At 54.9% G+C, this 24,040-nt stretch carries 22 protein-coding genes and 1 other annotated feature; of the genes, 4 read left to right on the top strand and 18 right to left on the bottom strand.

Features of this window, described 5'->3' with window-relative positions; translation table 11 throughout:
- Positions 1–114 precede the first annotated feature (114 nt).
- The 5 genes from trpS to GYN08_RS04665 all read right to left on the bottom strand — a co-directional run bounded on the left by trpS (position 115) and on the right by GYN08_RS04665 (position 5,130).
- Positions 115–1,119 (bottom strand): tryptophan--tRNA ligase, encoded by a 1,005-nt coding sequence (trpS, locus tag GYN08_RS04685; protein ID WP_166272859.1) that lies wholly within the window; start codon positions 1,117–1,119, stop codon positions 115–117.
- Positions 1,120–1,211: 92 nt separating this feature from the next.
- Positions 1,212–1,467, bottom strand: a binding site (T-box leader).
- A gap of 125 nt (positions 1,468–1,592) precedes the next feature.
- Positions 1,593–2,141: a hypothetical protein gene (locus GYN08_RS04680; RefSeq protein ID WP_166272858.1), complete on the bottom strand. Its 549-nt coding sequence runs from the start codon at positions 2,139–2,141 to the stop codon at positions 1,593–1,595.
- Positions 2,128–3,900, bottom strand: coding sequence for a sensor histidine kinase (locus GYN08_RS04675; protein WP_166272857.1), 1,773 nt, complete (start codon positions 3,898–3,900; stop codon positions 2,128–2,130). The genes GYN08_RS04680 and GYN08_RS04675 overlap by 14 nt, the downstream gene beginning before the upstream one ends.
- Complete coding sequence (locus GYN08_RS04670; RefSeq protein ID WP_166272856.1) at positions 3,897–4,577, bottom strand: response regulator transcription factor; 681 nt, start codon at positions 4,575–4,577, stop codon at positions 3,897–3,899. The genes GYN08_RS04675 and GYN08_RS04670 overlap by 4 nt, the downstream gene beginning before the upstream one ends.
- Before the next feature lie 79 nt (positions 4,578–4,656).
- A complete protein-coding gene (locus GYN08_RS04665; RefSeq protein WP_166272855.1) occupies positions 4,657–5,130 on the bottom strand; it encodes a hypothetical protein in 474 nt (157 codons plus the stop codon).
- Between the two features lie 182 nt (positions 5,131–5,312).
- On the opposite strand from GYN08_RS04665, the gene GYN08_RS04660 reads away from it, so the two are divergent.
- Together GYN08_RS04660 and GYN08_RS04655 are read left to right on the top strand one after the other, a co-directional pair.
- Entirely contained in the window at positions 5,313–6,512 is a 1,200-nt protein-coding gene (locus GYN08_RS04660; protein WP_166272854.1) for an outer membrane protein assembly factor BamB family protein, read from the top strand.
- A gap of 243 nt (positions 6,513–6,755) precedes the next feature.
- A complete protein-coding gene (locus GYN08_RS04655) occupies positions 6,756–7,568 on the top strand; it encodes a copper amine oxidase N-terminal domain-containing protein (RefSeq protein ID WP_166272853.1) in 813 nt (270 codons plus the stop codon).
- Between the two features lie 148 nt (positions 7,569–7,716).
- On the opposite strand, the gene GYN08_RS04650 is transcribed toward GYN08_RS04655, so the two are convergent.
- The 9 genes from GYN08_RS04650 to GYN08_RS04610 all read right to left on the bottom strand — a co-directional run bounded on the left by GYN08_RS04650 (position 7,717) and on the right by GYN08_RS04610 (position 18,041).
- Complete coding sequence (locus GYN08_RS04650; protein ID WP_166272852.1) at positions 7,717–9,126, bottom strand: extracellular solute-binding protein; 1,410 nt, start codon at positions 9,124–9,126, stop codon at positions 7,717–7,719.
- A gap of 144 nt (positions 9,127–9,270) precedes the next feature.
- The gene (locus GYN08_RS04645; RefSeq protein WP_166272851.1) at positions 9,271–10,122 is read right to left on the bottom strand and encodes a carbohydrate ABC transporter permease; all 852 of its coding nucleotides are present in this window, start codon (positions 10,120–10,122) and stop codon (positions 9,271–9,273) included.
- 18 nt (positions 10,123–10,140) lie between these two features.
- On the bottom strand, positions 10,141–11,037 hold the full coding sequence (locus GYN08_RS04640) for a carbohydrate ABC transporter permease (protein ID WP_328802851.1): 897 nt from the start codon (positions 11,035–11,037) through the stop codon (positions 10,141–10,143).
- Positions 11,038–11,218: 181 nt separating this feature from the next.
- Entirely contained in the window at positions 11,219–12,238 is a 1,020-nt protein-coding gene (locus tag GYN08_RS04635; RefSeq protein WP_166272849.1) for a LacI family DNA-binding transcriptional regulator, read from the bottom strand.
- A 222-nt stretch (positions 12,239–12,460) separates the two neighbouring features.
- A complete protein-coding gene (locus GYN08_RS04630; RefSeq protein ID WP_166272848.1) occupies positions 12,461–13,267 on the bottom strand; it encodes a uroporphyrinogen-III synthase in 807 nt (268 codons plus the stop codon).
- Positions 13,260–13,625, bottom strand: coding sequence for a nitrite reductase (NAD(P)H) small subunit (locus GYN08_RS04625; protein WP_166272847.1), 366 nt, complete (start codon positions 13,623–13,625; stop codon positions 13,260–13,262). The genes GYN08_RS04630 and GYN08_RS04625 overlap by 8 nt, the downstream gene beginning before the upstream one ends.
- A 12-nt stretch (positions 13,626–13,637) precedes the next feature.
- Entirely contained in the window at positions 13,638–16,079 is a 2,442-nt protein-coding gene (gene nirB / locus GYN08_RS04620) for a nitrite reductase large subunit NirB (protein ID WP_166272846.1), read from the bottom strand.
- 181 nt (positions 16,080–16,260) lie between these two features.
- On the bottom strand, positions 16,261–17,160 hold the full coding sequence (locus GYN08_RS04615) for a 3-hydroxyacyl-CoA dehydrogenase (RefSeq protein ID WP_166272845.1): 900 nt from the start codon (positions 17,158–17,160) through the stop codon (positions 16,261–16,263).
- Positions 17,161–17,306: 146 nt separating this feature from the next.
- Entirely contained in the window at positions 17,307–18,041 is a 735-nt protein-coding gene (locus GYN08_RS04610) for an SDR family oxidoreductase (protein WP_166272844.1), read from the bottom strand.
- Positions 18,042–18,227: 186 nt separating this feature from the next.
- Between GYN08_RS04610 and GYN08_RS04605 the strand changes: the two genes are divergently transcribed.
- Entirely contained in the window at positions 18,228–19,151 is a 924-nt protein-coding gene (locus GYN08_RS04605; RefSeq protein WP_166272843.1) for an AraC family transcriptional regulator, read from the top strand.
- A gap of 344 nt (positions 19,152–19,495) precedes the next feature.
- On the opposite strand, the gene GYN08_RS04600 is transcribed toward GYN08_RS04605, so the two are convergent.
- The 4 genes from GYN08_RS04600 to GYN08_RS04585 form a co-directional block, all read right to left on the bottom strand.
- The gene (locus GYN08_RS04600; RefSeq protein WP_166272842.1) at positions 19,496–20,293 is read right to left on the bottom strand and encodes an ABC transporter permease; all 798 of its coding nucleotides are present in this window, start codon (positions 20,291–20,293) and stop codon (positions 19,496–19,498) included.
- Positions 20,290–20,934 carry an ABC transporter ATP-binding protein gene (locus GYN08_RS04595; RefSeq protein ID WP_166272841.1) on the bottom strand — a complete coding sequence of 215 codons (645 nt, stop codon included), beginning with the start codon at positions 20,932–20,934 and terminating at the stop codon, positions 20,290–20,292. Before GYN08_RS04595 ends, GYN08_RS04600 begins: the two co-directional genes overlap by 4 nt.
- Positions 20,935–21,111: 177 nt before the next feature.
- Positions 21,112–21,756 carry an HAD-IA family hydrolase gene (locus GYN08_RS04590; RefSeq protein ID WP_166272840.1) on the bottom strand — a complete coding sequence of 215 codons (645 nt, stop codon included), beginning with the start codon at positions 21,754–21,756 and terminating at the stop codon, positions 21,112–21,114.
- 162 nt (positions 21,757–21,918) lie between these two features.
- Complete coding sequence (locus tag GYN08_RS04585) at positions 21,919–22,824, bottom strand: LysR substrate-binding domain-containing protein (protein ID WP_166273122.1); 906 nt, start codon at positions 22,822–22,824, stop codon at positions 21,919–21,921.
- Positions 22,825–23,022: 198 nt separating this feature from the next.
- Here GYN08_RS04585 and GYN08_RS04580 point away from each other — a divergent pair, with 198 nt between their 5' ends.
- Positions 23,023–24,033 carry an ABC transporter ATP-binding protein gene (locus GYN08_RS04580; protein ID WP_166272839.1) on the top strand — a complete coding sequence of 337 codons (1,011 nt, stop codon included), beginning with the start codon at positions 23,023–23,025 and terminating at the stop codon, positions 24,031–24,033.
- Positions 24,034–24,040: the final 7 nt, after the last annotated feature.

Here is a 24,040-nt window from a genome sequence, read left to right as displayed (position 1 = left end):
TTATGTAAACTTAATTTTAAAGCTTTTGATCCGCAAGCAAAAAAAAGCCGGGACCCCGGCCTGTTTCCGGTCATCGGAACCCAGGCGGTTTCCCGGCTTTTTATTTGCAGCCGTTCAGTCGAAAGTCACGAATCCCATCGCTTTTTTGGCCGCGAGCAGCGTTTTGCCCGCTTCTTCGTTCGCCTTCCGCGCGCCGCGCTTCAGAATCTCGTCCAGCTCGGACGAATTCACGATTTCGTGGAAGCGCTGCTGGATCGGTTCGAGCTTCGCGATCACGACTTCCGCGAGCTCTTTTTTGAACGCGCCGTAGCCCTGTCCTTCGAACCGCTTCTCTACCGCTTCGGTCGTCTCGCCCGCGAATACGGAATAGATTTCGATTAGGTTGCTGACGGCCGGCTTCTCTTCCCAGTCGTAGCGCACCTGTCCGTCGGAGTCCGTTACGGCGCGGGAGAACTTTTTGCGGATCACGGCCGGCTCGTCCAGCATCAGAATGTAGCTGCCTTTGTTCGGATTGCTCTTGCTCATCTTTTTCTGCGGATCGTCGAGACCCATGACGCGGGCGCCGATATCCTGGACGACCGCTTCCGGCACCGTAAAGGTACGGCCGAAGCGCGTATTGAAACGGTTGGCCAGGTCGCGGGTCAGCTCCAGGTGCTGCGTCTGATCTTCGCCCACCGGCACGTGCGTCGCCTGATACAGCAAAATGTCCGAGGCCATGAGCGCCGGGTACGTAAAGAGCGCCGAGCTGACGCCTTCTTTGCCGTCGGATTTTTCCTTGAACTGCGTCATCCGGTTGAGTTCGCCGAAATGCGCCTGCGTCTCCATGATCCATCCGAGTTCCGCATGCGCCGAAACCTGGGACTGCAGGAAAATAGTCGATTGTTCGGGATCGATCCCGGCCGCCACGTAAAAGGCCGCGATCTCTCTCGAACGCTGATGCAGCTCCTTCGGGTCTTGAGCGACCGTGATCGCGTGCAGATCGGGTACGAAGAAGAAGCTTTCATACTCGTGCTGGTACTTGACGAACTGGCTGAGCGCGCCCAGATAACCTCCGATGTTCAAGTCTCCGCTCGGCTTGATGCCGGACAAGATGCGTTTTTTGCCGTTTGTTTCTGTCATGTTTGTCTCTCCTTTTCGAAATGAATGTCGCCGCATGAATCAAACAAGCATCCGCCGCCGAAGAACGCAAAAAAGCACTTCATCCCTGTCTGTCTAGGGACGAAGTGCTGTTCTCCGCGGTACCACCCGAATTCGGCCGTAAGGCCGCCTCTTAGACCCGTCAATACGACTAACGGGGTTCCCCGAGATAACGGAGGGATGCCGTCGGCGCCTACCGGCTGCCGGGCAGCGTTCGGACCGAAGCGAATGGACCCATTCGCCGAACGTCGTCGTACCGGACCTCTCACCAATCGCCGGCTCGCTTGAACGACTCCCGTTTCGGTTACTCTTTCCATTCCTTGCTTTTTCGTATGGGCAGATGTTTGTAGTTAGTCTAAAACAATGCCGGCTAAAAAGCAAGTTTCGTTCACCGACTATTTTGTTAACATAATATAAGTGATGTAAACCGCGCTGCGGATGTTTGAATTTTCGTTTTAATGCAGAGTGATTTTTTTGCTCCATGTCTTCTGTTCCCCGGCTTCGTTCGAGAACAAGAAGGATACTTCACCTTCCTCCCCTTTCATGGAGTCCGGGTAGAAGAAGCCCGAAAACTGACCGTTTCCGCTGATATAGAAGCCGTCACCGCCCGTTCGGCCTTTTTCGATCGCTTCCTCCAGGGTGCTGACCGTTCGATTTTCGCCCGATTCCCAGCGCATTTCCCGAAGGCTGTAGCCTTCGGGCAGCTGCTTGATCGAAAAGTCAAAGCTGTTGCCCTCGATCGGCTTCTCCGTCTGATCGATGATCACGAGAATCTGCGCCTCTTCTTGAGCGCCTTCGGGTGGCTTCGTTTCCTCGTTTTCCGATTGTTCGGAAGCCGGAACTTTTTGTTCGGAGCCAGTCGGCACGACTTCCGAATCCGCCGCCGAAGCTCCGGACTCCTTCGCCTCCGAATTTCCTTCCGCGTTGTTTCCGCCGCATGCCGCGAGCAGCAGCGATAACAGCAGCAGCGTTCCGACCGCAAAGCGGTTTTTATTCCTCTTCATTCGATTCTCTCTCCTCTTCCTGCAGTGCCGCCTTTTGCAACGTAAAGCGAAAAACGACGCCTTTCTCCGTATTTTCCGCACCGTATTCGCTCCCGTGCAGTTCCAAAATATGCCGGACGATCGCCAGGCCGAGTCCGGTTCTGCCCGATTTACGATCTCTCGAGCGCTCTGCCCGGTAGAACTGCTCCCAGATCCGGTCCAGTTCGGGTTCGGGAATCGGAGCGCCGTCATTCTCGATCCGGATTTCCGCCCGGTCGTCTCCGCGGCCGCGGAGGCCGATCCGGATTGTCCCGTTTTCCCGGGCATGACGTACCGCATTGCTGATCAGATTCAACAATACCTGCTCGATGCGCCGGGGATCGGCGTTTACCGCCAATGCGTCGTCTCCCTCGAATACGATATGCAGCCCGCGGCTTTCCAGCCGTTCGGCAAACGATTCCGTCAGCCGGCGCGCCTGCCGGACGATGTCGTAAGCCTGCGGCTTCAGCTTGATCGCCTTGGCTTCGAACCGCGATAGCTGCAGCATATCCAAAATCAGCGCATTCATCCGGTCCGTCTCGCCGACGATAAGCTGCAGATAACGCTCCCGTTTGTCTGCGGCCACATCATCCTGCAGCCCTTCGGCAAACCCTTTGACGATTCCCAGCGGAGTCTTAAGCTCGTGGGAAATGTTGGCGATCAGCTCTTTGCGCAGCGCTTCCGACCGATCTTTCTCTTCCACCTCCCGGCTTAGTCCGGCGTTCGCTGCGGACAGCTGCCGCAGCGCGCCGGCAAGATTGCGGCCGAGCGTATCCAGATTGCGCGCCAGCTCCCCAAGCTCGTCTCGCGAACGGATCTCCGGCTCTCTGCCGGGGGAAAAATCCAGTTTCGCCATCCGCGCGGAAGTCCGGCTGAGCCGCACGAGCGGACGGGACAGAAGGCGCGAATACAGCAGCGAGAGCAGCAGCAGTACGGCAGCGGCGGCAGGCGCCAGGTAAATAAGGTAACGGCGCAGCATCTCGACCGCTTCGCCGACGGGCTGCAGCGAAGCCAGCGCCAGAACGTAGCGGCCTTCCGCACCCGGGACGGGCGCGACGATCACCGCATACGTCAGACCGCTCCATTTGTCGGTCCACTCCGTCCGAAGCGTCTCGCCCCGAGACAGCTCATCCGTCCGTCCCGCACGGTTTCGCACGGCTTCGGCCAACGCTTCGTCCACCAGGGAACTGCTGTAGAACGGGTCGAGCGACTGGTCGGCCGGCAGCAGCAGCTCCGTCACCGTCCCTCGCACGCGCGTCAATCCGCTTTCCGGTTCGGCCGAATTCGGCTGCATGACCGAGGGCTGCATCAATGTCTCTTTTTCGTCCATATAAATGCCGTCAACGGTCAGCGGTTCGCCTGTTTGCAGTCCTTCCGGAATGTCCCGCATCGCGGTCCCGGCGGAAGCGAGCAGCAGCGAAACGCTCTTCCCTTCCGCGGTTCGCAGCGTGATCAGATACGGGTCGAGAGTGCGACGGTTCAAATCGGCGTCCAGCAGAGCCAATGCGGCCCTGTTGTCGTTCATGAACCGCCCCGACAGGCGGGCCGAAGATACCGGATCGTTCGCCGTCTGCGCATAATTCGAAGCGACGTTATGCAGGCTGCGTCCGACGTCTTCGGTTCGCGCCTTTTCATAGAAACGTTCGAAAAAAAGCGACTGCGCGAACAAAATGGCGGACAGCGTACCGAGCATGACGACGGAAGTCGCAAAGAACAGCTTAACCGCGATCCGCCCTCTCATGCTTCGGCCTCGAATTTATAACCGGCTCCGATCACCGTGCGAATATGCCGCCCCTCTTCCTGCAGCTTCGCCCGAAGCTTCTTGATGTGCGTGTCCACCGCGCGGGGATCGCCGAAATAATCGATGCCCCATACGGCATTCAGAATCTCGTCCCGCTCCAGCACGATCCCCTCGTTTTTGATCAGCAGAATCAGGAGATCGTACTCTTTCGGCGACAGGGCGATCGTCCGGCCGTCTACCTGAACTTTGTGCCCCTGCTTGTCGATCTCCAACTTCCCGTAAACGACAAGATGACCTTTGCGTCCCATCAGTCCTTCCGCCCTCTTGAGCAAAGACGCGGCGCGCGCCACAAGCACTTTCGGGCTGAACGGCTTCGTTACGTATTCGTCCGCCCCCAGCTCGAAACCCATAATTTGATCGTCGTCTTCCGCCCTGGCGGTAATGATAATGATCGGCACGCCGGAATTTTTGCGTACGCGCCGGCAGACCGACCATCCGTCGATCTCCGGCATCATAATATCGAGAACGATAAGGTCCACTGCATGCAGCTCGAACAGTTCCAAAGCTTCGCGTCCGTTGTCGGCTTCCAGGACGGTCCAGCCGTCTTTTTTGAAATAATCGGTCATGAATTCGCGCATCAGCACGTCGTCCTCGACCAACAGAATCGTTTTCTTCATTATATACACTCCGTCTGTTCCCGATTTGCCGCCTTTATCATGCTAACCGGAGACCGATGTGCTGTCAAAAGACGGTTACTTATTTATTCACCGCATACACGCCGAGCTTTCCGCCGAACAGACCGATCCAGAGCGTTCCGCTGCCGACCGACACGCCTCTCCAGTTGACGAACAGATCGTCTTCGACCGCATAACCGAGCGTTTTGCGGACTTGAGGCGTCATGATCGAATCGTATTTGGCGATAAAACGGGCGGAAGATTGAAACCTCAGCGTCTTGCCTTTGTAGTTGACGTTCAGCGGATAATGCATCATGGAAGCGACGGCTTTCTTATCGTTATTTTTTACCGCTTTTTGCAGTTTCGCAAAGAAAGCATGAAACGCCTTCGGATCGTCGATTCCCGCCGCCTCGTAAGGATTGCCGGACTCGGCCGCCTTCGGGGCCGCAACCGGGCTCGAAGCGGCTGCGGCATCGACGGACGCGGGCGCCCAGGAAGAACCGGTTACGGCTGCGGCTGCTAGAGTGAGACTTAGAATAAGTTTGGATGTTTTCATGCGGAATTCCTCCTATTTGGTTGGGATGCCTTCAGTATAAAAAAGCAATGTGCAGTCTATGTGTACACGAGATGAATTTTTCGTCGAACCCATTTTTTTGAGCGGATTTTGGAACTTTTTGACGATTCGGAGAGTCTAGGGAAGAAGAAGTCGTTCTTATCATTCTGTCAGGAGGTCTTTCCATGAACCGAAACATCTTGCGTTCTTCCCGAACCAACCGCCGCTTGGCCGCCTTGACGGCCGCTCTGCTGCTGACCGCCCCTTTCGGAGCTTATGCCGGAACTTCGCCCGCCGCAGCCGCTTCCTCTGCACCGGTTGCCGAATCTACAGCAGCCACGCGTTTATCCCAACCTGCCTGGAGTAAAACGGCGGAACGAATCCAAGCCGTCGCACACGGAAACACGATCTATTATCAATCAGGCTCTATGCTGACTGCCGCGGACGCGAAGACGGGCAAGACCAAATGGACCTACTCCGCCCGATTGGCCGCTCCCGTACAGACGCTGAATAATTCGCTCTACGCGGTCACGAAAAAGGGAGTCATCGTCAAACTGGATGCACGCAGCGGAAAAGCGCTGTGGACAAAAAAAGCTCCCGGGAAGCCGTCCAAATCTTCCGACGAATACAGCCCGGAAAGCTTTCGTTTATCCGGCACCACGCTGTATCTCGCGGACAGCAAAGGATTGACCCAGATCAGCGCCGCGACCGGCAAGCAGACCCGCAGTTTCCCGAAGTTCACGGGCTTTATTCGCGATATTCGCGGCGGCATGGTCTTCTCCTTGTCGGTCGAGTCGGGCGCCTACTTGCGAGAAATCCTTCAAGCCTACGACGGGAAAGGCGGCAAAAAGATTTGGGAAGCGCAAGGCGATCACAACGGCATTCTCGGTTACCGAGGAAAGTATTTGTATTCGCGCAATATTCCGTTAAGCCTCGATCAAGGGCACGCGGCGGTCATTGACAAGATCGACGCGAAAACGGGGAAAATCGCCGAAAGCTTCGAATACGTTCCCGTCGACTTCATGGGCGGCATGTCGGCGCAGTTCCTCGTCATGTCGGACGGTTTCTTCTATTTTGTTCAACAAGGCGCAAACAGCGATAAGCTTCAGCGAATTCCGGTCGACGCCCCTTCGGAAACAAAACCCGAGACGCTGATCGAAGCGGGTAAGCCGATCGTCAATCTCGCCGTTCAAGGGAACCGGATCGCGCTGCTCACGAACGACGGCATACTGTCCGTGTTCGACAAAGACACCGGGAATCTGAGAGTGTCTGTCAAAACGAAAGCGACCGGCGATTCTTCGCTGCTTCTTCAGGACGATAAAGCGTTCATTCAATCGGCGGCAGGGCTTTCTTGCATTCCCATTCCGCTGGGCGGAAATAATTAATGTTATGTTAACAAAAGTCAAGACAAACGAAAATATTCCTTTATTTGGATGTGGATTAAGGCGGATAAGCGGCTGTCTTCAGTGCTTTTAATCGATTTAAACGAAAACAGCGTATAATTTATATTATACGCTGTTTTTTTGCGAGTACTTTCTCCTCCTTTTGCAACCTTTTTGCTGTAAACTCGTCTAACGAGATATAGAAACGACTTGGATTACCCATAAGATATACAGGAGGACACGCGAATGTTCAAAAAAGCCGGCACGGCGCTTATCGCCGCCGTTATGCTTGCCGCAGCCTTACAGACCGACCTCGTTTCCGCTGCGCGTCCGGCATGGATTTCGGGCGCGATTTTCGAGAATAAGCGAACCTTAGTCCCCCTGCGTCCGGTCGCCGAATTTTTCGAAGCCGAAGTTGCCTGGAGCGCGCGGACCCAGGATATTACGATCGAACATGGAGAGACCCGTATCCTTCTAAAAAGCGGAAGCAATCAAGCTGTCATTAACGGAAAACCTATCGCCTTGGACGTGCCGGTTACCGTCGCGCACGGGACGACCTACGTTCCGCTTCGCTTCGTCGCCGAATCGCTGGGCGCGCAGATCGACAACTGGAATTCTTATGCGCAGATCGTCACTTTATCGCTAGGAGACAAAAAGTTGGAGGTCGGCCCGCGTAAGCTCGAGGTGCCCAACGAGCGCCGAGCCACGTTAGCTTATCAGCGTATTTTATCTTCTAAACTCAACGAAGCGGCCGACCTATCCCGAATAAAACAAGTTCGAACGCATTTCCGTCCGTATTTCACCGATCGCTTCATCAACAAGCTTATTCAGGAAAAAGGCCTGGACTTTGATTATCCTTATAAAGACATCGGTTCGTGGTCGCTGTCGTACCGCACGCTCTCGACCGCGCGACTTTCCGAGTATTACAGCCTGCCCGCCGATTTGAAGCGCAACGTGGACCCGACCTCTTACCGAGATGCTTCGCTCGTATTTACGGACGGCCGTTGGAAGGTCGATGACGTAAGTTTCGAGATTGTGGAACATATCCTTTTCCCTTAGAAAGAGCCGGCACTCCCTTCTGTTCTTCGTTTCCGCTGGGCTTAATCGTTCCCGATACGCAAAAAAAGAGCAGACGGAACCCATCGTTCCGTCTGCTCTTTTTCAATTGATGCGTTAAAGCTTCCCGCCATTATTCGCTCCGGCCGATTTACTTCTGACTCGAAATCCACTCCTCGGCATCTTTCTGAGCCTTGTCCAGCGCATCCTGCGAGGACGCCGAATCCAGCAGCGCTTTCTCTACGTTCTCGGACAGGATGTAGCGAGGCTGTCCGGAACGGTAAGGATAACGCGGCGCCCAAAGGCGGCCCATCGCATCCAGCACCACGCTCATCTGCGGAATCTCTTTCACGCTGGCCCATTCCGTGGAAGCTTTCACGACCGGCGTGCTTTCGATTTTGTAATTGTCCCACATGAACTGCTGGTAGAAGTCGCTGGCGCTGAATTTCAACCATTCCCAAGCCAGATCTTTTTGTTCGCTCGACTTTCCGATCGAGAACGGGCTGCCGGCGAACATGCCGCCCATTTTTTCTTCCGGATTGACGAACAGAAGCGCGGCGTCATAACGATCTTCGGTGCCGTTCGTCTTGATGTCGGTCACAAACCCGGGAGCCGAGCGAAGATTGATGGCGACATTGTTTTTATCGGTCAGGAAGTTTTCCGCCCCCTGCCCGGCCATCACGCCTTCCGGCGCGTATTCTTTCGCTTTTTTCATCAGATCCAGCGCTTCGACCATCGTCGGAGAATTGAATTCCAGCTTCATGTCTTTCCACAGGAAGCCTGTCCCCCACTTGCCGCCTTTGGACTCGTTGATATTCATGACCGTATCCGCGGCATCCGACTTGTTGAAAGTCAAACCGTAGTTCTGCTCGCCGGTTTTCGGGTTTTTCCCCGTCATTTTCGCGGCCTTTTCCAAAATTTCTTCGATTGTCGGCTCCTTGGACAGATAAGGGACGCCCCACTCGTCGAAAATCTTTTTGTCGTACACGATTACGCGAGTATCCCCGATAAAAGGCAGACCGTAAATTTGCAGATCCTTGTCTTCGGGGCCCATTGCTTTCCAACCGTCCACCTGGCCGTCGAAATACTGATTCAGATCAAAATCGTCCCGGTCGATGTAAGGCTGCAGCGGTTCCAAAAGCCCCTGTTCCGCGAAAGTCGCGATACCGGGAAGCTGGTAGACGTCCGCGGCACTAGATTGCAGCATCGTTTGGGTCTTCTCGTTGTAGCTGTCCCAGCCCATCAGGACGAAGTTTACTTCCGCGCCCGGATAGCGTTTTTCGAACTCTTCTTTCAGGGCGCCGACCCCTTTCGTTTTCAAGCCCGTTTTCGGATCGGTCTTGTCTTCTTCCGTGAAGCCGCCGATCAACTGGACCTTCAGCGTTCCGGTAAGCCCCGTCGTCTCTGCCGAAGCGGCTTCTGCGGTCGAGCCTCCCTTTTCCTCGGAAGGTTGACTCGCGTTCGCCGCGTTCGATGACGGATTTCCGCCGCCGCATGCGCTCAGCAGCATGCCGAGCAGCATAAGAAGAGTCAATGCCAATGTGCCGTTTTTCTTTTTCATGATCAGAGCCTCCATGTATGGTTTTATTCCCACTCCTGCACGATCGTCTCTCACGCTGTAGAATGAATCGGCTTCCGGCTCGGCTGCAAAACGGTCAGTTCGGTATTGGGTGCGATCAACCCGCGATCCCTATGTACGCCCCCTTCACTCTCCTTTCAGTCCGCTTAGCGCGATACTTTGGATGATGTATTTTTGCATAATCAGAAAAACGACCATGACCGGGATAATGCTGACCGCGGCTGTCGCCATGGTTACCCCCATCAGAGGAGTGCCGCTTTCCTGGGAAAACTGGGACAACAGGAGCGGAACGGTCTTCAAATCCTGACTGTTGATCACGACCAGCGGCCAGACGAAAGAGTTCCAGCTCCCCTGAAAAGAAAGAATCGCAAGGGTCGCCGTGATCGGCCCTGCCAAAGGCAGAAAAATGTGAAAGAAAATTTTGAATTCTCCCGCTCCGTCGATCTTGGCGGATTCCCGCAGCCCTTCCGGAAGCTGATCGAAAAACTGCTTGCACAGCAGAATTCCCATGGCATTAATGATGCTCGGCAGAATGATCGGATAACGGGTATCGATCAAATGGAATTCGTTGAACATGATGAACATCGGAATCAAGGTCGTTTCGAAAGGGATCATCATCGTCGCGAGGACGAGGATAAAGAGCAGCTTCTTTCCTTTAAAACGACCTCGCGAGAAAGCATATCCGCCCAAAAGCGCCGAGGAAACGCTGAGAATCACGCTGAAGAAAGCATTCACCCCGGAGTTCCAGTAAGCCGTTAAGAGATGGCCGTTTTCGAATACGAGCTCGAAGTTGAACAGGCTGAAGTCGTACGGAATAAGTCGCGGCGGAAAAGGCGCGTTCACATTGGCCGTCCGTTCGAATCCGACGCTGACCATCCACAGAAAAGGATAGATCAGAATCGTTCCGAGCAGCAGAAGCAAAATCGCGACCAGGCCGTCCGCCCATCTTCTCCGCGCATTGGCGCTCATGGTCTTCATTCTCAGGTACCTCCCCGTCTATATTTTCATTCGGAAGAACTTGATATTGATAAAGGTGAACGCAAGAATCAGGATAAGCAGCAGATAGGAAGCCGCCGAAGCGACGCCGTACTCCAATCCGCCGAAGCCCCGTTCATAAATGAATCCGACCAGCGTATACAGGGAACGCGCCGGACTGCCGGTATGACCTCCGAGCATAAAAGCTTCCGTAAACCTTTGCAGCCCGTCGATCCACCCCAAAATGATCAAAATGGTGAGGCTGCCGAGCATATTCGGAATCGTGATATACAGCCACTGCTTGAAGCGGGAAGCTCCGTCTATGGAAGCCGCTTCGTAATAGTCCGGCGAGATCGCCTGCAGATTGGCCAGGTTGATAATGATGCCGAAGCCCAGCGCATGCCAGCTCGCCAACAGAATTACGCTCCAGCGGGCGGAGTTAGGATTCGCCAGCCAGATGGTCTCCGGAATGCCGAATGCGCTTAATGCGTAGTTCAGCAGCCCATGAGGATGGAGAACGACCAGGAAGACGGTAGCGGCTGCGACCATGGAAGTAATGTTGGGAATGTAAAAAAGAACTTTGAAAAAATTTCGGCCTCTGCGAAGGGAGTTGATGAGGCAGGCGATGACGAACCCCAGAGGAATGACAATCAGCAGCTGGAAAAAGGCGATGTAGAAGGTGTTGAACAGCGCTTGATGAAACGAACCCGATCCCAGCACATGCCGATAATTCTCGAATCCGACATACTGCTCCTGGGCTCCTTTGGTAAAGCTCAGGCGAAAAGATTCGATCATCGGGTATACCGTAAACAGAGCAATTCCCAGCAAGGTCGGCAGCAGGAAGATGAACCAAACCCAGGTGCCCGAAACGGCTTTTTTGGTTCGTCTTTTCTTTCTTCCGATGGTTTCGCGGATCACCAGTTCACTCATTTTGATCGGACAAAGCTGTCCCTCGGCCTCCTTTTGCAACAGTTGGTATCGATACCAATTCGGTCAATACCTCCTATCGATAATAAAAACCTTCCGCCTATTACTCTATCCGCCTTTTGTGAAGGGAAGCGATAACTTGTATAAATGGAGCATTAAATATTTTCTTGTTTTAACAGTCTTTACAACTCTCCTTTTCCACCAAACGGTGAGGAATATACAGGATCGAGCCGGACTGATCGTCCTGGCGGCTGTCCTTGCCCTGCCCGATTCGTTCAAACAGCAGATCGGTAATCGCGCGGGTAATTCGGTCGACAGGCTGATGAATGGCGGTCAGTCTCGGTCTTACGATGTCCGACAGCGGACCTCCGTCGATGCCGATCACGGAAATGTCATCCGGAACGCGCAGTCCCCGGTCATGGAAGCAGTTGATCGCGCCGACCGCCATGTCGTCGCTTGCCGCGAACAGCGCGGTAAACGCGCCCCCGCGATCCGCAAGCAGCTCCTCCGCCAGCCTGTAGCCCGTGTCCAACTTATAGTCGCCGCAGCGAACAAGCGATTCGTCCGCAGTCAGGCCGTATCGCTCGCAGGCCGCCGCATACCCGTCGTAACGCCGCTGTCCTTCGCTGATATCCCTCATGTCTCCGGCCAGCATGGCGATCCGCCGATGCCCTCTGCGGATCAAATATTCGACGGCATCGTACGCGGCCTGGAAGTTGTCGATAATCACCGCGGGGAGATCGAATCCCACGTCCGCATGGGCGACGATCGGAATATTGGTTCGCTTGATAAAATTCCGGATTTCTTCCGTCATTTTTCCGTGCATCAATACGATTCCGTCGACCCGCATTTCCTGGAACACGTACAAATAATCCAACACTTTTCGCGTGTTTTCTTTGATATTCGAAACGAGCAGATGATACCCGTTCGACGCGCATTCTTCTTCGATCCCGCTCAGAACGGAAGCCTGATAGCCGGAAGTGACGTCCGCGATAATGACGCCGATTAAATTGGTTTTGTTCCGCTTCAGATTTTTGGCGATCATGCTGGGGGTATAATTCAATTGTTCGATCGCCTGCCGGACTTTCTTTTCCAGCTTCTCGCTGACATGCGGGCTGTTGTTCAGAACCCGGGATACGCTCGTAGGAGATACGCCGGCGGCACGGGCCACGTCTTTTATTTTGGAGTCCATTCTTATTCATCCTTATCTGTCCGTCTGATTTGGTATCGATACCAATGGCTTATGCTTTTCCAGAATAACGTGGATATATCAAGGGGAAGGAAGGATTTCGTCAAATCAAAATAAAATGCACCCCCTAAAATGAACATTTCAGGAGGTGCATACCGTCAAAGGTTCCCGGCGCGAACGGCAAAGGGCTTCCGTAATCTGCCGCTTGCTCGCCGGACCTTGTTCTTATTCGAAGAAGCGGCCGATCTCCACAATCATAGCGCCCATTCGTTCCACTTCGGGAACCGCCATACGCTCGACCCCTCTGCCGCGGAGGGCGTCCGCCGTCACTTTTCCGACAGCCGCAGCCAAAACATGATGTTCGAACGCTTCTTTCAATTCCGCTTCGCGGCCGGTCTCCTGGGCATAATCGAACAAATAGTTCACCTGAAGCTGCGTCGTGAAGCAGACGGCATCCACCTGCCTTTGAAACAGTTCTTCGGTCAATTGGGCCAGCGTTTCTCTCTCCGGCGCTTGATAACGGTAGGGGAGCATCGCCTGCGTCTTCATGCCCGGCTGGCTTTCGATGAATTGGTGGATTTGCGCGGTCAATTCGCCGTGCAGCTGCAGCCAGACGCGGCAGCCGTCGAAATCGAACAGCTGAAGCTTATCGATCATGTTGGCGATGGTGCCGTCGTCGGCGCTGACCGCGGGATGAATGCCGGATTTTTTCAATAAAGCGTTGGTCCGGTAGCCGCGGCAGGCCACTTTGGCCCCCTTCAGCTTCTCCACGAACTCCCCGGCCAATCCCAGCCGCTCCGCCGCCGCATAGACGGCTTCGTAACCGATACCCGTGGTAAAGATCACCCAATCGAACTCCTGCTCCGCAAACTGCCGGACATCGCGCTCGATCTCCGACGGATCCGCCGGCGTCAGGCCCTGCAGCGAGCGCACCAATGCGGTACCGCCCCGCCGTTCGATCACCTCCGCCATATCCTGCGGGATTTTGGAGCCGGCGATCACGATTGTTTTTCCTTCCAGTCCTTTAGCCATTGTCTTTGCCTCCTCCGTCTTTCGGGATACCGATGCGCACGTCGTTTCCTTCGATTTGTACCGGATACGTGCGAACCTGCCCCGTATCCGGGTCCAGGACCTGTCCGTCAGACAGGCGGATACGCCAGTCGCAGATAGGATCGTAAAGGACCGTTCCGGAAACAATGCCTTCGGCCAGCGTGCCGCCTTTCGGGCCGGGGCTTTTATTTTCGAGCGCATACCATTCGCCTTCCGACGTTTTGAACACGGCAACGTTCGACTGCTCGATCATGACTTTTCTGCCGATCCGCTCCATAAAGTCGTCGACCGTGCCGACCCGATAATACGTATAATCCTGCTCCGGTTTCGGTAATGACATCATCCGGCCCTCCTATTCTTTGACGGTCGAAACGCTAAGATCGTCGAACATCTTTTCGCGCAAATTCGAATTTTCCAGAATTTCGTTCCACGGCTCTTGGACCTGACCGAGCGCCTGCTCGATCCGTTCGACCAATGCCCGGCGATTATCCAGATCATTGACGACCGTATCGGCAATCGACTGCAGGCCGACACGCTCCACCCAGTCCGAAGTTCGTTCGAGATACTTGCCGGTCTCCCGGTAATGCTGAATGAACGCCGCAATAATTTCCAACAGTTCTTCGTCCGTTCTTACTTTGCACAGCAGTTCGGCCAGCCGAGCCTTAATCCCGCCGTTGCCGCCCACGTAGATTTCCCAGGCGCCTTCGTTGCCCACGATTCCGATGTCTTTCGTAGCCGATTCGGCGCAGTTGCGCGGGCAGCCGTTAACCGCCATTTTAAACTTAGCCGGCATATCCAACCGTTCGAATTTTTTCTCGATCAGAATGCCCATCCCCATCGAATCTTTGGTGCCGAAGCGGCAGAACTGGGACCCGACGCACGTTTTTACGGTACGCAGCGCTTTGGCGTAAGCGTAGCCGGACGGCATGCCGAGGTCTTTCCAGATGTTCGGCAGATCTTCCTTTTTGATTCCGAGCAGATCCAGGCGCTGTCCGCCTGTTACCTTGACCATTTTGACATTGTATTTCACGGCAATATCGGCGATCAGGCGCAGGTCTTCCGGTGTCGTGACGCCTCCGTACATCCGCGGCACGACGCCGAAGGTGCCATCCTTCTGGATGTTGGCATGCATCCGCTCGTTGACGAGGCGAGAATCCCGCTCGTCGACATGCTCCTGCGGCCAGATCATGCCCAGGTAATAGTTCAAAGCAGGGCGACATTTGGAACAGCCCTCCTTGTTGTTCCACTCCAACGCATACCGGACTTCTTTCGAGGTGATCAGACCTTTCTCTTTGATCTCCCGGACGACTTCGTCGCGGCTGAGCGTCGTGCAGGCGCAGATCGCTTCTTTTTTGGCAGCCGCCGAGTCGTATTGGTCGCCGAGCACATGCTGCAAAATCTGCTCGACGACAGGGCGGCAGCCGCCGCAGGAACGGCAGGCGCTTGTGGTCGCTTTAATTTCCTCCACTGTGGTTAGGCCGTTCTCGGAGATGGCATCCACTATGTTTTTCTTGCTTACGCCGTTACAGCCGCATACGATCTCGTCGTCGGCCAATTCCGCTACCGTGTTCGCGGTATCCGGCGCTCCTTGTCCGACGATTGCCGTATGGATCGCTTCCGTCATGACCGTACCGGTCCGAATCCACTGCTGCAGCCGGGACATCTCGCGTCCGTCGCCGATCAGAATACCGCCGACGATTCGGCCGCCCCGCATCAGCACTTTTTTGTAAATGCGCCGCCAGTCGTCATGCATGCGAACGATCGACAAATCTTCCGCATCCATGAATTCTCCGGCCGAGAACACGTCGACCCCGGAAATTTTAAGCTGGGTCGATACGGTCGATCCTTCGTACGGCTCCGTGTCCACGCCGCAAAGATGCTTGGCCAGCACGGCGCCCTGCTCGAACAAAGGCGCGACCAATCCGTACGACACGCCGCGGTGTTCGTTGCATTCCCCGATCGCATAGACGTCCGGTGCCGACGTCCGCATATAATCGTCGACCATAATCCCTCGATTGACTTCGATACCGCTCGCTTTGGCGAGCTCGATATTCGGCTTGATGCCCGCCGCCATCACGACGAACTCGGTCTCCAGCTCCGTACCGTCCGCAAAACGGATGCCGCTGACCCGCTCGCTGCCGAGAAACTCGGCCGTCTGCTTGCCGGTGGCGAACTTCAGTCCTTGGCTCTCGAGTTCGGTCTGCAGCATGCGGGCCGCCGTGGCATCCAGCTGCCGCTCCATCAGTTCTTTGAACAGATGAACGACCGTGACGTCCATGCCGAGCTTCGACAGCCCTTTGGCGGCTTCGAGTCCCAGCAGGCCTCCGCCGATTACCGCCGCTTTTTTATACACGTCCGCGGTTCGGAGCATTTGCTCGCAATCCGCGATATCCCGAAAGCCGATAATTCCCTGCTTGTCCGCTCCGGGAACGGGCAGCATAAAGGGCCTGGAACCTGTGGCGATAATAAGTTGGTCGTAGGTAACCTTCACTCCGTTATTCGCTTCCACCGTTTTTTGCTCCGTATCGATTGCCGTGACTTCGGTTCCCGTGTATAAGTCGATCCCGTTTTCTTCGTACCAGGCGTAGTCGTTCAGAATGATTTCTTCAATGGCCTTGCTCTTCTCCAGCACGTACGATAACTGAATGCGGTTATAGTTCGGATAAGGTTCGCCGCCGAAAATCGTAATATGATAGCTGTTCGGTGCCAGCTTTAAAATGTGTTCTACCGTGTTGATGCCCGCCATGCCGTTGCCCACCACAACCAATCGCCTGCGCTGTTGAATTTCTTCCATATTGGACCTCCTTTTTCTGACAGCAGACTGCCTTCACCCCTTCGCTTCCTACTATTTACTAACCAATGTCTTGGATAAAAAACCTTATTTTACAATAAGCCTGGTTTTTTTTTCCCCGGAAAACATAAAAAAGCGAAGAGCCGCAGCTCTCCGCTTTCCGTTTAGAGGTTTTGTAGACCGATCAGCCTTTCAAAAATCCGGGCTCCGTGTAGCTCGGATTCGGATATTTGTAAAATCCTTCGCCGGTCGCTTTGCCCAGTTTGCCTTGATCGACGTAGTCTCTTTTCAGTACGTCCGCTACCGCCTGATAAGCCGCGTCTCCGGTATGTTCCGCTCTTGTGCGGGCGATATGATAAGCGGTATTGATGCCGACGATATCGAGCATGCCGAACGGCCCGACGGGAGCGCCGGTCGCTACCATCCACGTCTTGTCGATCGTTTCGACATCCGCGATGCCGGTCACGAGCAGTTTCTGAGCCGAGCTCAGCAGCGGAACGAGCAGCGAATTCACGATGTAACCGGCCTGCTCTTTTTGCAAAGGAAGAGCGACCATGCCGATGGCTTTGGCGAACTCGACAACGTCGGCAAATACCTGTTCGTCCGTCGTGGCATGCTTCATGATCTCCGCCGTATTGTTTTTCCAGATTTCGTTGGCGAAGTGCAGCGCCAAAAACTTCTCCGGACGTCCTGTCGCTTCCGCGAACTGACTCGGCAGCAGCGTCGAAGAGTTCGTGGCGAAAATGGTTTTTTCGGGGGCGACCGCGGCCAGCTTTTGATAAAACTCGATCTTGATCGGAAGGGATTCCGGTACCGATTCGATCACCAGATCGGCATCGGCGGCTGCTTGAGCAAGGTCGCTTTGGAAGGTCATGCGCGCCAAAGCCGCTTCCGCCTGCTCCTCCGTCGTGCCCAGGTCGGCCCGGTAACGCGGTTTAAGATCCTGAATTCTGGCTTTGGCCCGGTTCAGGGCTTCGTCGTTGATATCGTAAACGGTAACCGCAAAGCCGTGAAGAGCGGTTTGAAAAGCGATCTGGCTGCCCAGCACGCCGCTTCCGGCGATCAAAATAGTCTTGTAACCCATTTTTAAAGCATCCCCTTTATTTTAAGTTAGTAAATATAAAATTGTTCGTAATTATATTGTATCCTAAATTTAAATTAAAGCAACTTAAATTGTTCATATTCGATCATTTTTTTGATTTCGCGTTCAGGGCCGATAACCGCGATCCGTTACCCTTGAGCCGTAGGCCGGATCACGATTTCGCCCACATCGACTTCGTCCGGCTGTTCGATCGCGAACGCGATCGCCCGGGCTACCGCGGCGGGCGGCATCGCGATCCGGTCTCGCATCCCTTCGAGCTCCGCTCTCGTCTCCGTATTGGATATGCTCTCGGCGAAATTCGTCTGCGTGATGCCGGGAGAGATGATCGTAACCCTAAGCTTGTCGCCCGCTTCCTGCCGCAGTCCTTCCGAAATGGCCCGGACGGCAAATTTGGTTCCCGAGTAAACGGCCTGCCGAGGGACCGTTTTATGTCCCGCCGTCGAAGCGACGTTGACGAAATGGCCGAAGCCCTGCTTTTGAAAGATCGGAAGCGCTTCGGCGATCCCGTACAGCAGCCCTTTGATATTGACGTCGATCATCGCTTCCCATTCCTCGACCCGAAGCTCGTCGAGACGCGAGATCGGCATCACGCCGGCGTTGCCGACGAAGGCATCCAATTTTCCGTAACGTTCCGAAGCCAAGCGGACCAATGCGGCTACGTCTTCGCGTTTTCTCACGTCCGTCGCCGCATATACGGCTTCCCCGCCCGCTTCGGCAATCCGAAGCGCGAGGCTTTCCAGCCGTTCCGGCCTTCTTGCCCCGAGCACCAGCTTGGCCCCGCGTTCCGCCAGCAGAAGCGACGCCGCTTCCCCGATACCGCTGCTCGCGCCTGTCACGATCACGACTTTGTTTTCGATATTCATCCGAAAATCCCTGCTTTCCGTCAGATGGATTCGGTCGTTTGCTTAACGGTTCGACAGCAAACGGCCTGCTTTCAGCATAGACGGGAAAGGAGGAACGGCGGTATCATATTCGAAAACGATTCTTGCCCATTTCTCTTCGCGCCGGTTATAATGATCGGATAATCTTACGAAAGAGGAGACTAGGCGATGAATACAGACGTCCGCCGCATTAACGGAAACGCTCGATTATCCCGGTCGGAAGAGCTGATGCAAATGATCTGTCGGCATGCCCCGTCGGACGGCACCTATGATTCGGCCGTGCCTTCGCTTCGATTCCGCCATGCGGTCCGGCCCATGAAGCCCGAGCTTTCTTTTGCCCATTCCTCTCTGTACATTATTGCGCAGGGCTCCAAGACGGTCACGTTAAGCGGACAAGATTATCGCTACAACCCGCTTTACTGCTTGGTGAACCCGATTCATCTGCCGGTGACGGGAAGCATTGACGAAGCGTCCCCGGAACTTCCTTATCTCAGCGTGCAGCTGGAATTTTCCGTGGACGATATCCAAAACCTGCTCCAAGATTTCGTTCTAATCCCGGCTGCCGAATCGCAATCCGCTCTATTCGTGAACGCGGTCACGTCCGAACTTCTCGACGCGATGCTGAGGTTGATTCGCCTGCTGGATTGTCCTGAGGATATCCCGGTACTGGCGCCGCTTGCGATTCGCGAAATCCTTTATCGGGTGCTTCAAAGCGAACAGGGACCGCTAATTGCGCGCTTCGCCCTGGATTCGAGCCGACCGAACCGAATTGCTCAGGCTGCGGATCGGATCAAACGCGATTATGCGCTTTCCTTAAACGTACGGCAGTTGGCGGATGAAGCGCATATGAGCCCGGCCTCGCTGCACAAGCATTTCAAACGGCTGACCGGCATGAGTCCCATTCAATACCAGAAGACGCTTCGCCTTCAAGCGGCGCGGCATCTTATGTTCGTCTCGGACCTGGAGGCGGCGGAGGCGGCTTTTCGAGTGGGCTACGAGAGCCCTTCCCAATTCAGTCGCGAATATGCCCGCATGTTCGGCCTGCCGCCAAAAAAGGAAATCAAACGGCGGTTAGACGGAAATGTCGATTGATGCGAAATACAGATTCGAAGCTCAAACTCAGTTTTATCGCATTTTGGTTACATAATTTTTATTATGTAACCAAAATGATTTTCGCTTAAATCGCGTCCGAAACTTACGTTTTTTAACGGAACCGCATCATGCAAATCACCCGATCGAAAAATCGAATTTTCGAATCTTCTTGCTGAGTTTGTAAAATAAATTTTTTAATCTTTTTAGTTTACATAATATAAATTAAGTTAATATACAGTTTCTCCAAAAAATTTTCTCTCTTTAAACGCAATCGGTAAAAAGAATACTACTCAAAGGGCGAAGAATAATCCTCCCCCTTGTTCCGCGTCCCCCGTTTTCGCTGCTCAGCGTCGCTGCTCGGTCTCTTCGATCAACTGCGCCCGCTCGTTGAAAAACAGCTTATATCCCAACTGCACGAACAAAATGACCGACAGCGACACGCTCCCCACCATGCTCAGCATAATGGCAATCTGGTATTCGATCGCCTGCAGCGGCGAAGCGCCGCCGAGAATCTGACCGGTCATCATTCCCGGCAGGAACACGATGCCCATCCCGATCATGGAATTCAGCGTCGGCAGCATGGCCGCGTCGAACGCGTCGTTGACGACGGAGCGGCAGGCCGTTTTCGGCGTCGCGCCGAACATCAGCGCCGCTTCGATCAGCGGCCTGCGGCTCTTCATGCCGCCCGTCAGCGTATTGACCCCGAGCGCGATCCCCGTCATGGAGTTGCCCACGATCATGCCTGCGATGGGAATGACGTAGCGAGGCTCGTACCACGGCCGCAGACCGAGCACGATAAACAGGAATACGCACAGGCTGACGGCAAAACCGCTGCACATGGACAGCGCGATCAGACGCTTCATTCGGTTCGAAAGCGGATTTTTGGATCGTTTGATGATCGTATGTACGGCAAAAACAAGCATGATTCCGACCAACAGCAGCGTATAGTACGGGTTCGCATGACCGAATACGTATTCCAAAATATAACCTACCGCGATCAACTGCACCGTCATGCGAATCGAGGCGATTACGATTTCCCGCTCCCGTCGAATGCCCTTGATCCTTACGATAACCATCAGAACCAGCACGAACACATAAGCGGCGCCCAGCTGCCACCAGACGATATCGATGATTCCGTTCATCGTCTCACCTCTTCGTATCCCGCAACGCGGCCGCCGGCGACCGTAATCACGCGATCGCCGTAGAGGCGGATCAATTCCGGCGAGTGGCTGATCAGGATAATCGTCCTCCCGGTTCGTCCCGCTTCGCGGACAATCGTTCCCAGGACCCTCTCGGCCGTCCCTTCGTCCAGCGAAGAGGTCGGCTCGTCGAGCAGCAGAACCGGGGGTTCCAGCAGCAAAATCCGGGCGATCGCCAGCCGCTGCTTCTCCCCTCCGGACAGCGAGGATGCATCCTGATCCAGCGACACGCTCAGCTCCGCGGATTCGAGCGCCGTTTTTAACCGGGATTCCGCCGCGTCGGGCCGCTCCGTATATCGCAGGCCCAACTGCAGGTTCTCCCGCACGTCGCCTTCGAAAACGGCCGGCGTCTGCGTCGCCGTAACGACTTCGCGCCGATGCCGGACGGGGTCGATTTGAGACAGCGGCGTCCCCCGATAAAAGATTTCGCCGCTGTCCGGGCTGATCATGCCGCTGAGCAGACGCAGCAGCGTGCTTTTCCCGCTCCCGCTGTCACCCGAGATACAGGTCGTTCCTCCTTGAGGAATCGTCAGACGCTCTATGTCCAGAATATGTTTCCACCTGACGCTGTTCAGCTCAAACACGCTATCGTTCCTCTCCCTCCATGCCCCGGCTTGAGGCGGTTCTTCCCAATTATATAAGACCCGGGCGCTTTCGCCTACGGATTGGAGAATGCTGTACGCAAAAAAGCCGCAGGCTTAAGCCCGCAGCTTCTCATGATGCGTATTCAATAAATAATAGCGCTTACATACGTGATTTTGCTAAACGGCGCTTGCGTTGAATCCCTCGATCGCCGCAGACACTTCGCCCGGATACAGAGCGGTAAAGTCCGGCGAGAAACGCTTCATCAGCTCGAACGAATCGTAGCCCCAGCCTGCCGCGATCATCTTGATGCCCGAGCGCCGCCCGGCCTGTATGTCGCGCAGCTCGTCGCCGATGTACAGCGCTTCGTGCGGATTCAGATTATTGTCCCGCAAAAACGAATGGATCGCGCGATGCTTGCCGAACAGGCTGAAACACGAGCGCACCTGCACGAATTGGTTGATCTCGTTATGCCGCAGAAAAGAGCGGATATTGCTCTCCAGGTTGGACGAGATAATGCTGAGCTGATAGCCCTGCGCGTTCAAATCCCGGATCAGGTCCCCTACGCCGTCTTTGAGTTCCAGCGTTTTGACTTTGCGCCGGTACGTGGAGAACAGCTGGAACCCGAGAAACGGAAGACGGTACAGAGGAATGCCCAATTCTTTGGAGCGTTCGCGTATGGACCGGCCGGCAAAAGGTTCCGTTTCGTCTTCGCCGATCGTTTGATATCCGTGCTTGGCTGCCAAATCGTTATACAGCTCGACAATAAGCGGGCGGGAGTTGACAATCGTTCCGTCGAAATCGAAGATCACATGCCGAATCATGGTCCATACCTCCTCGAAATAAGTTCTTGTTCTTTTTATTAACCGGTTTGCATGCTGCCCGTACCTTAAATTTTACTAAATTTTGGTGGGGAACAGTCTTCTTCTATCTATTATAACGGATTTGAGGGGCAAAAAATGAAGAAGATTTTAATTTTGAACAATTTATTCGTTCGGCGTTCGAATCTGCTTCGTCAAGTGATCGGTAAATCGCCCCAGCAGCGCCGATCGGTAGCGCTGTCGGTTGGTCACCATATAGATATGACGGTTCAGCCTCCCGCCCGGAATCGGGCGCATCTGCAGCAGTCCGCGCTCGATCTCTTCCCGGACGGCCAGCCGCGAGACGAACGAAACATGCTCGCCGAGCATGACCGTCTGCTTGATCGCCTCCAACGAATCGAACTCCAAGTAGGAAGGCAGCCGGCGGGAATGGGCATCCAGCCAATTTTCGGTCAATCTTCGCGTGCTCGATTCCATGCCGTGCATGACGAAATAAGACGAAACGATCTGGTCGGCCGTCGGTTCGGCGATCGAAGCCAGACGGTGCGAAGGCGCGAAAATGAGTACAAGCTCGTCCTTCCCGATCGGCTCGGCGAGCAGTTCCGGCGATTCGAAAGAATCCGTCGAAGCGAAGCCCAGGTCGATCTCGTGCTTCTCCAGCATTTCTTTGACGGCGGGAGCGGTCTTGACCGACAGCGAAAGCTGCACCCCCGGATAGAGAGCGGAAAAACGATGCAAAACGCCCGGAAGCAGATACGTGGCCGGCACGTAGCTGGCGCCGATGCGCAGCCTGCCTTTGCGCAGCGTATCGAACTCGCTTACGGCGCGTTCCGCTTCCGCGGCCAACGCCCCGATCTTGACGGCATAATGCTGCAGAGCGCGCCCGGCATCCGTCAGCACGATTTTCCCCATTTTCGTCTCGAATAATTTGACCCCGAAATCCTTCTCCATATTTTTCATGTGAAAAGTGACCGTCGGCTGCTTCAGATCCAGCATCTCCGCCACGGTCGTAATCTTGTTATGCTGCTCGAGCAGCTCTACGATCTTCAGCTTGGTCAAGTTCAAATTCATCATGACTTGATCTTCCTTCCTGTTTTGCCCGCCGTGCAGGCTCTACTATCAGTAAAATCTATGAATGTTAACAGGATTCATTGGAAAAATTAATTTTGTTTTGACATTCCACTGACATGGGCTTTGAACTGGACCGTTAGACTGAAGTTGTGAGCGGCAGACCGCTGACCAGTTAACTGAAGCAGGGAAGGATATTACATGGACTTACATATTCAAAAGCTTAGCAAAACGTTCGGGCAAACGGTCGCTCTTCATCCTACCGATCTCCTCGTCCGTTCGGGAACGTTCACGACGCTGCTGGGACCGTCGGGCTGCGGCAAGACGACGCTGCTGCGCATGATTGCCGGATTGGAAACGCCGGATACGGGGGCGATCTCCATCGGCGGCGATACGCTGTACGATGCCGGGCGCAAACGGGATACGCCGGCGCATAAGCGCGGCTTCGGCATGGTGTTTCAGGACTTTGCGCTGTGGCCCCATATGACGGTGTTCGAAAACGTCGCTTTCGGTCTGCGCACCGCCTGCCGGACCCGCGATCTGCGGGAAAACGTGATGAAAGCGCTGGATAAGGTGCGGCTGGCTCCGATGGCCGACCGTTATCCCCACCAGCTGTCCGGAGGCCAGCAGCAGCGGGTTGCTTTTGCTCGGGCCGTCGCCGTTCAGCCGCGTCTCGTGCTGTTCGACGAACCGCTCAGCGCGCTGGACGCCTCGCTGCGCGAAGAAATGCGGGTCGAGATGCTCTCGCTTGTCCGGGATCTCGGTCTGACCGCCCTGTATGTCACGCACGACCAGACCGAGGCCATGTCCATGTCCGACGAAATCGTCGTCATGCAGACGGGACGGGTGCTTCAAGCGGGAACGCCGGAAGAGATTTACGACCGGCCCGCCGATCCTTTCGTCGCCCGCTTTATCGGCCGTTCCAACTGGCTGGCGCCTCGGGGAGCTTCGGACGGGCAGGGGGAAACGGCCATGTTTCGCCCCGAGCATCTGCGCTGGGAGCCGGTCAACGGCGCAAAATGCGCCTCCTACGAAGCCGAGGTGCTGCAGTCCAGTTATATGGGAGACCGCTACGAAGTGCATCTGCAGGCGGACGGACAGCCGGATCGCTGGACGGCGTATTCCGCCAGCCGCATTCCTCCGGGAAACCGAATAACCGTGTATTTGCCGGAGAATCGAATTCGCGTCGTCAAGCTTCATCATTCCAATTAAACTTTTA

It is taken from the genome of Saccharibacillus alkalitolerans (assembly GCF_011090185.1).
GTDB lineage: Bacteria > Bacillota > Bacilli > Paenibacillales > Paenibacillaceae > Saccharibacillus > Saccharibacillus alkalitolerans.
The sequence above is the reverse complement of the archived record's forward strand: the minus strand, read 5'-3'. Positions and strand labels throughout refer to the sequence as shown.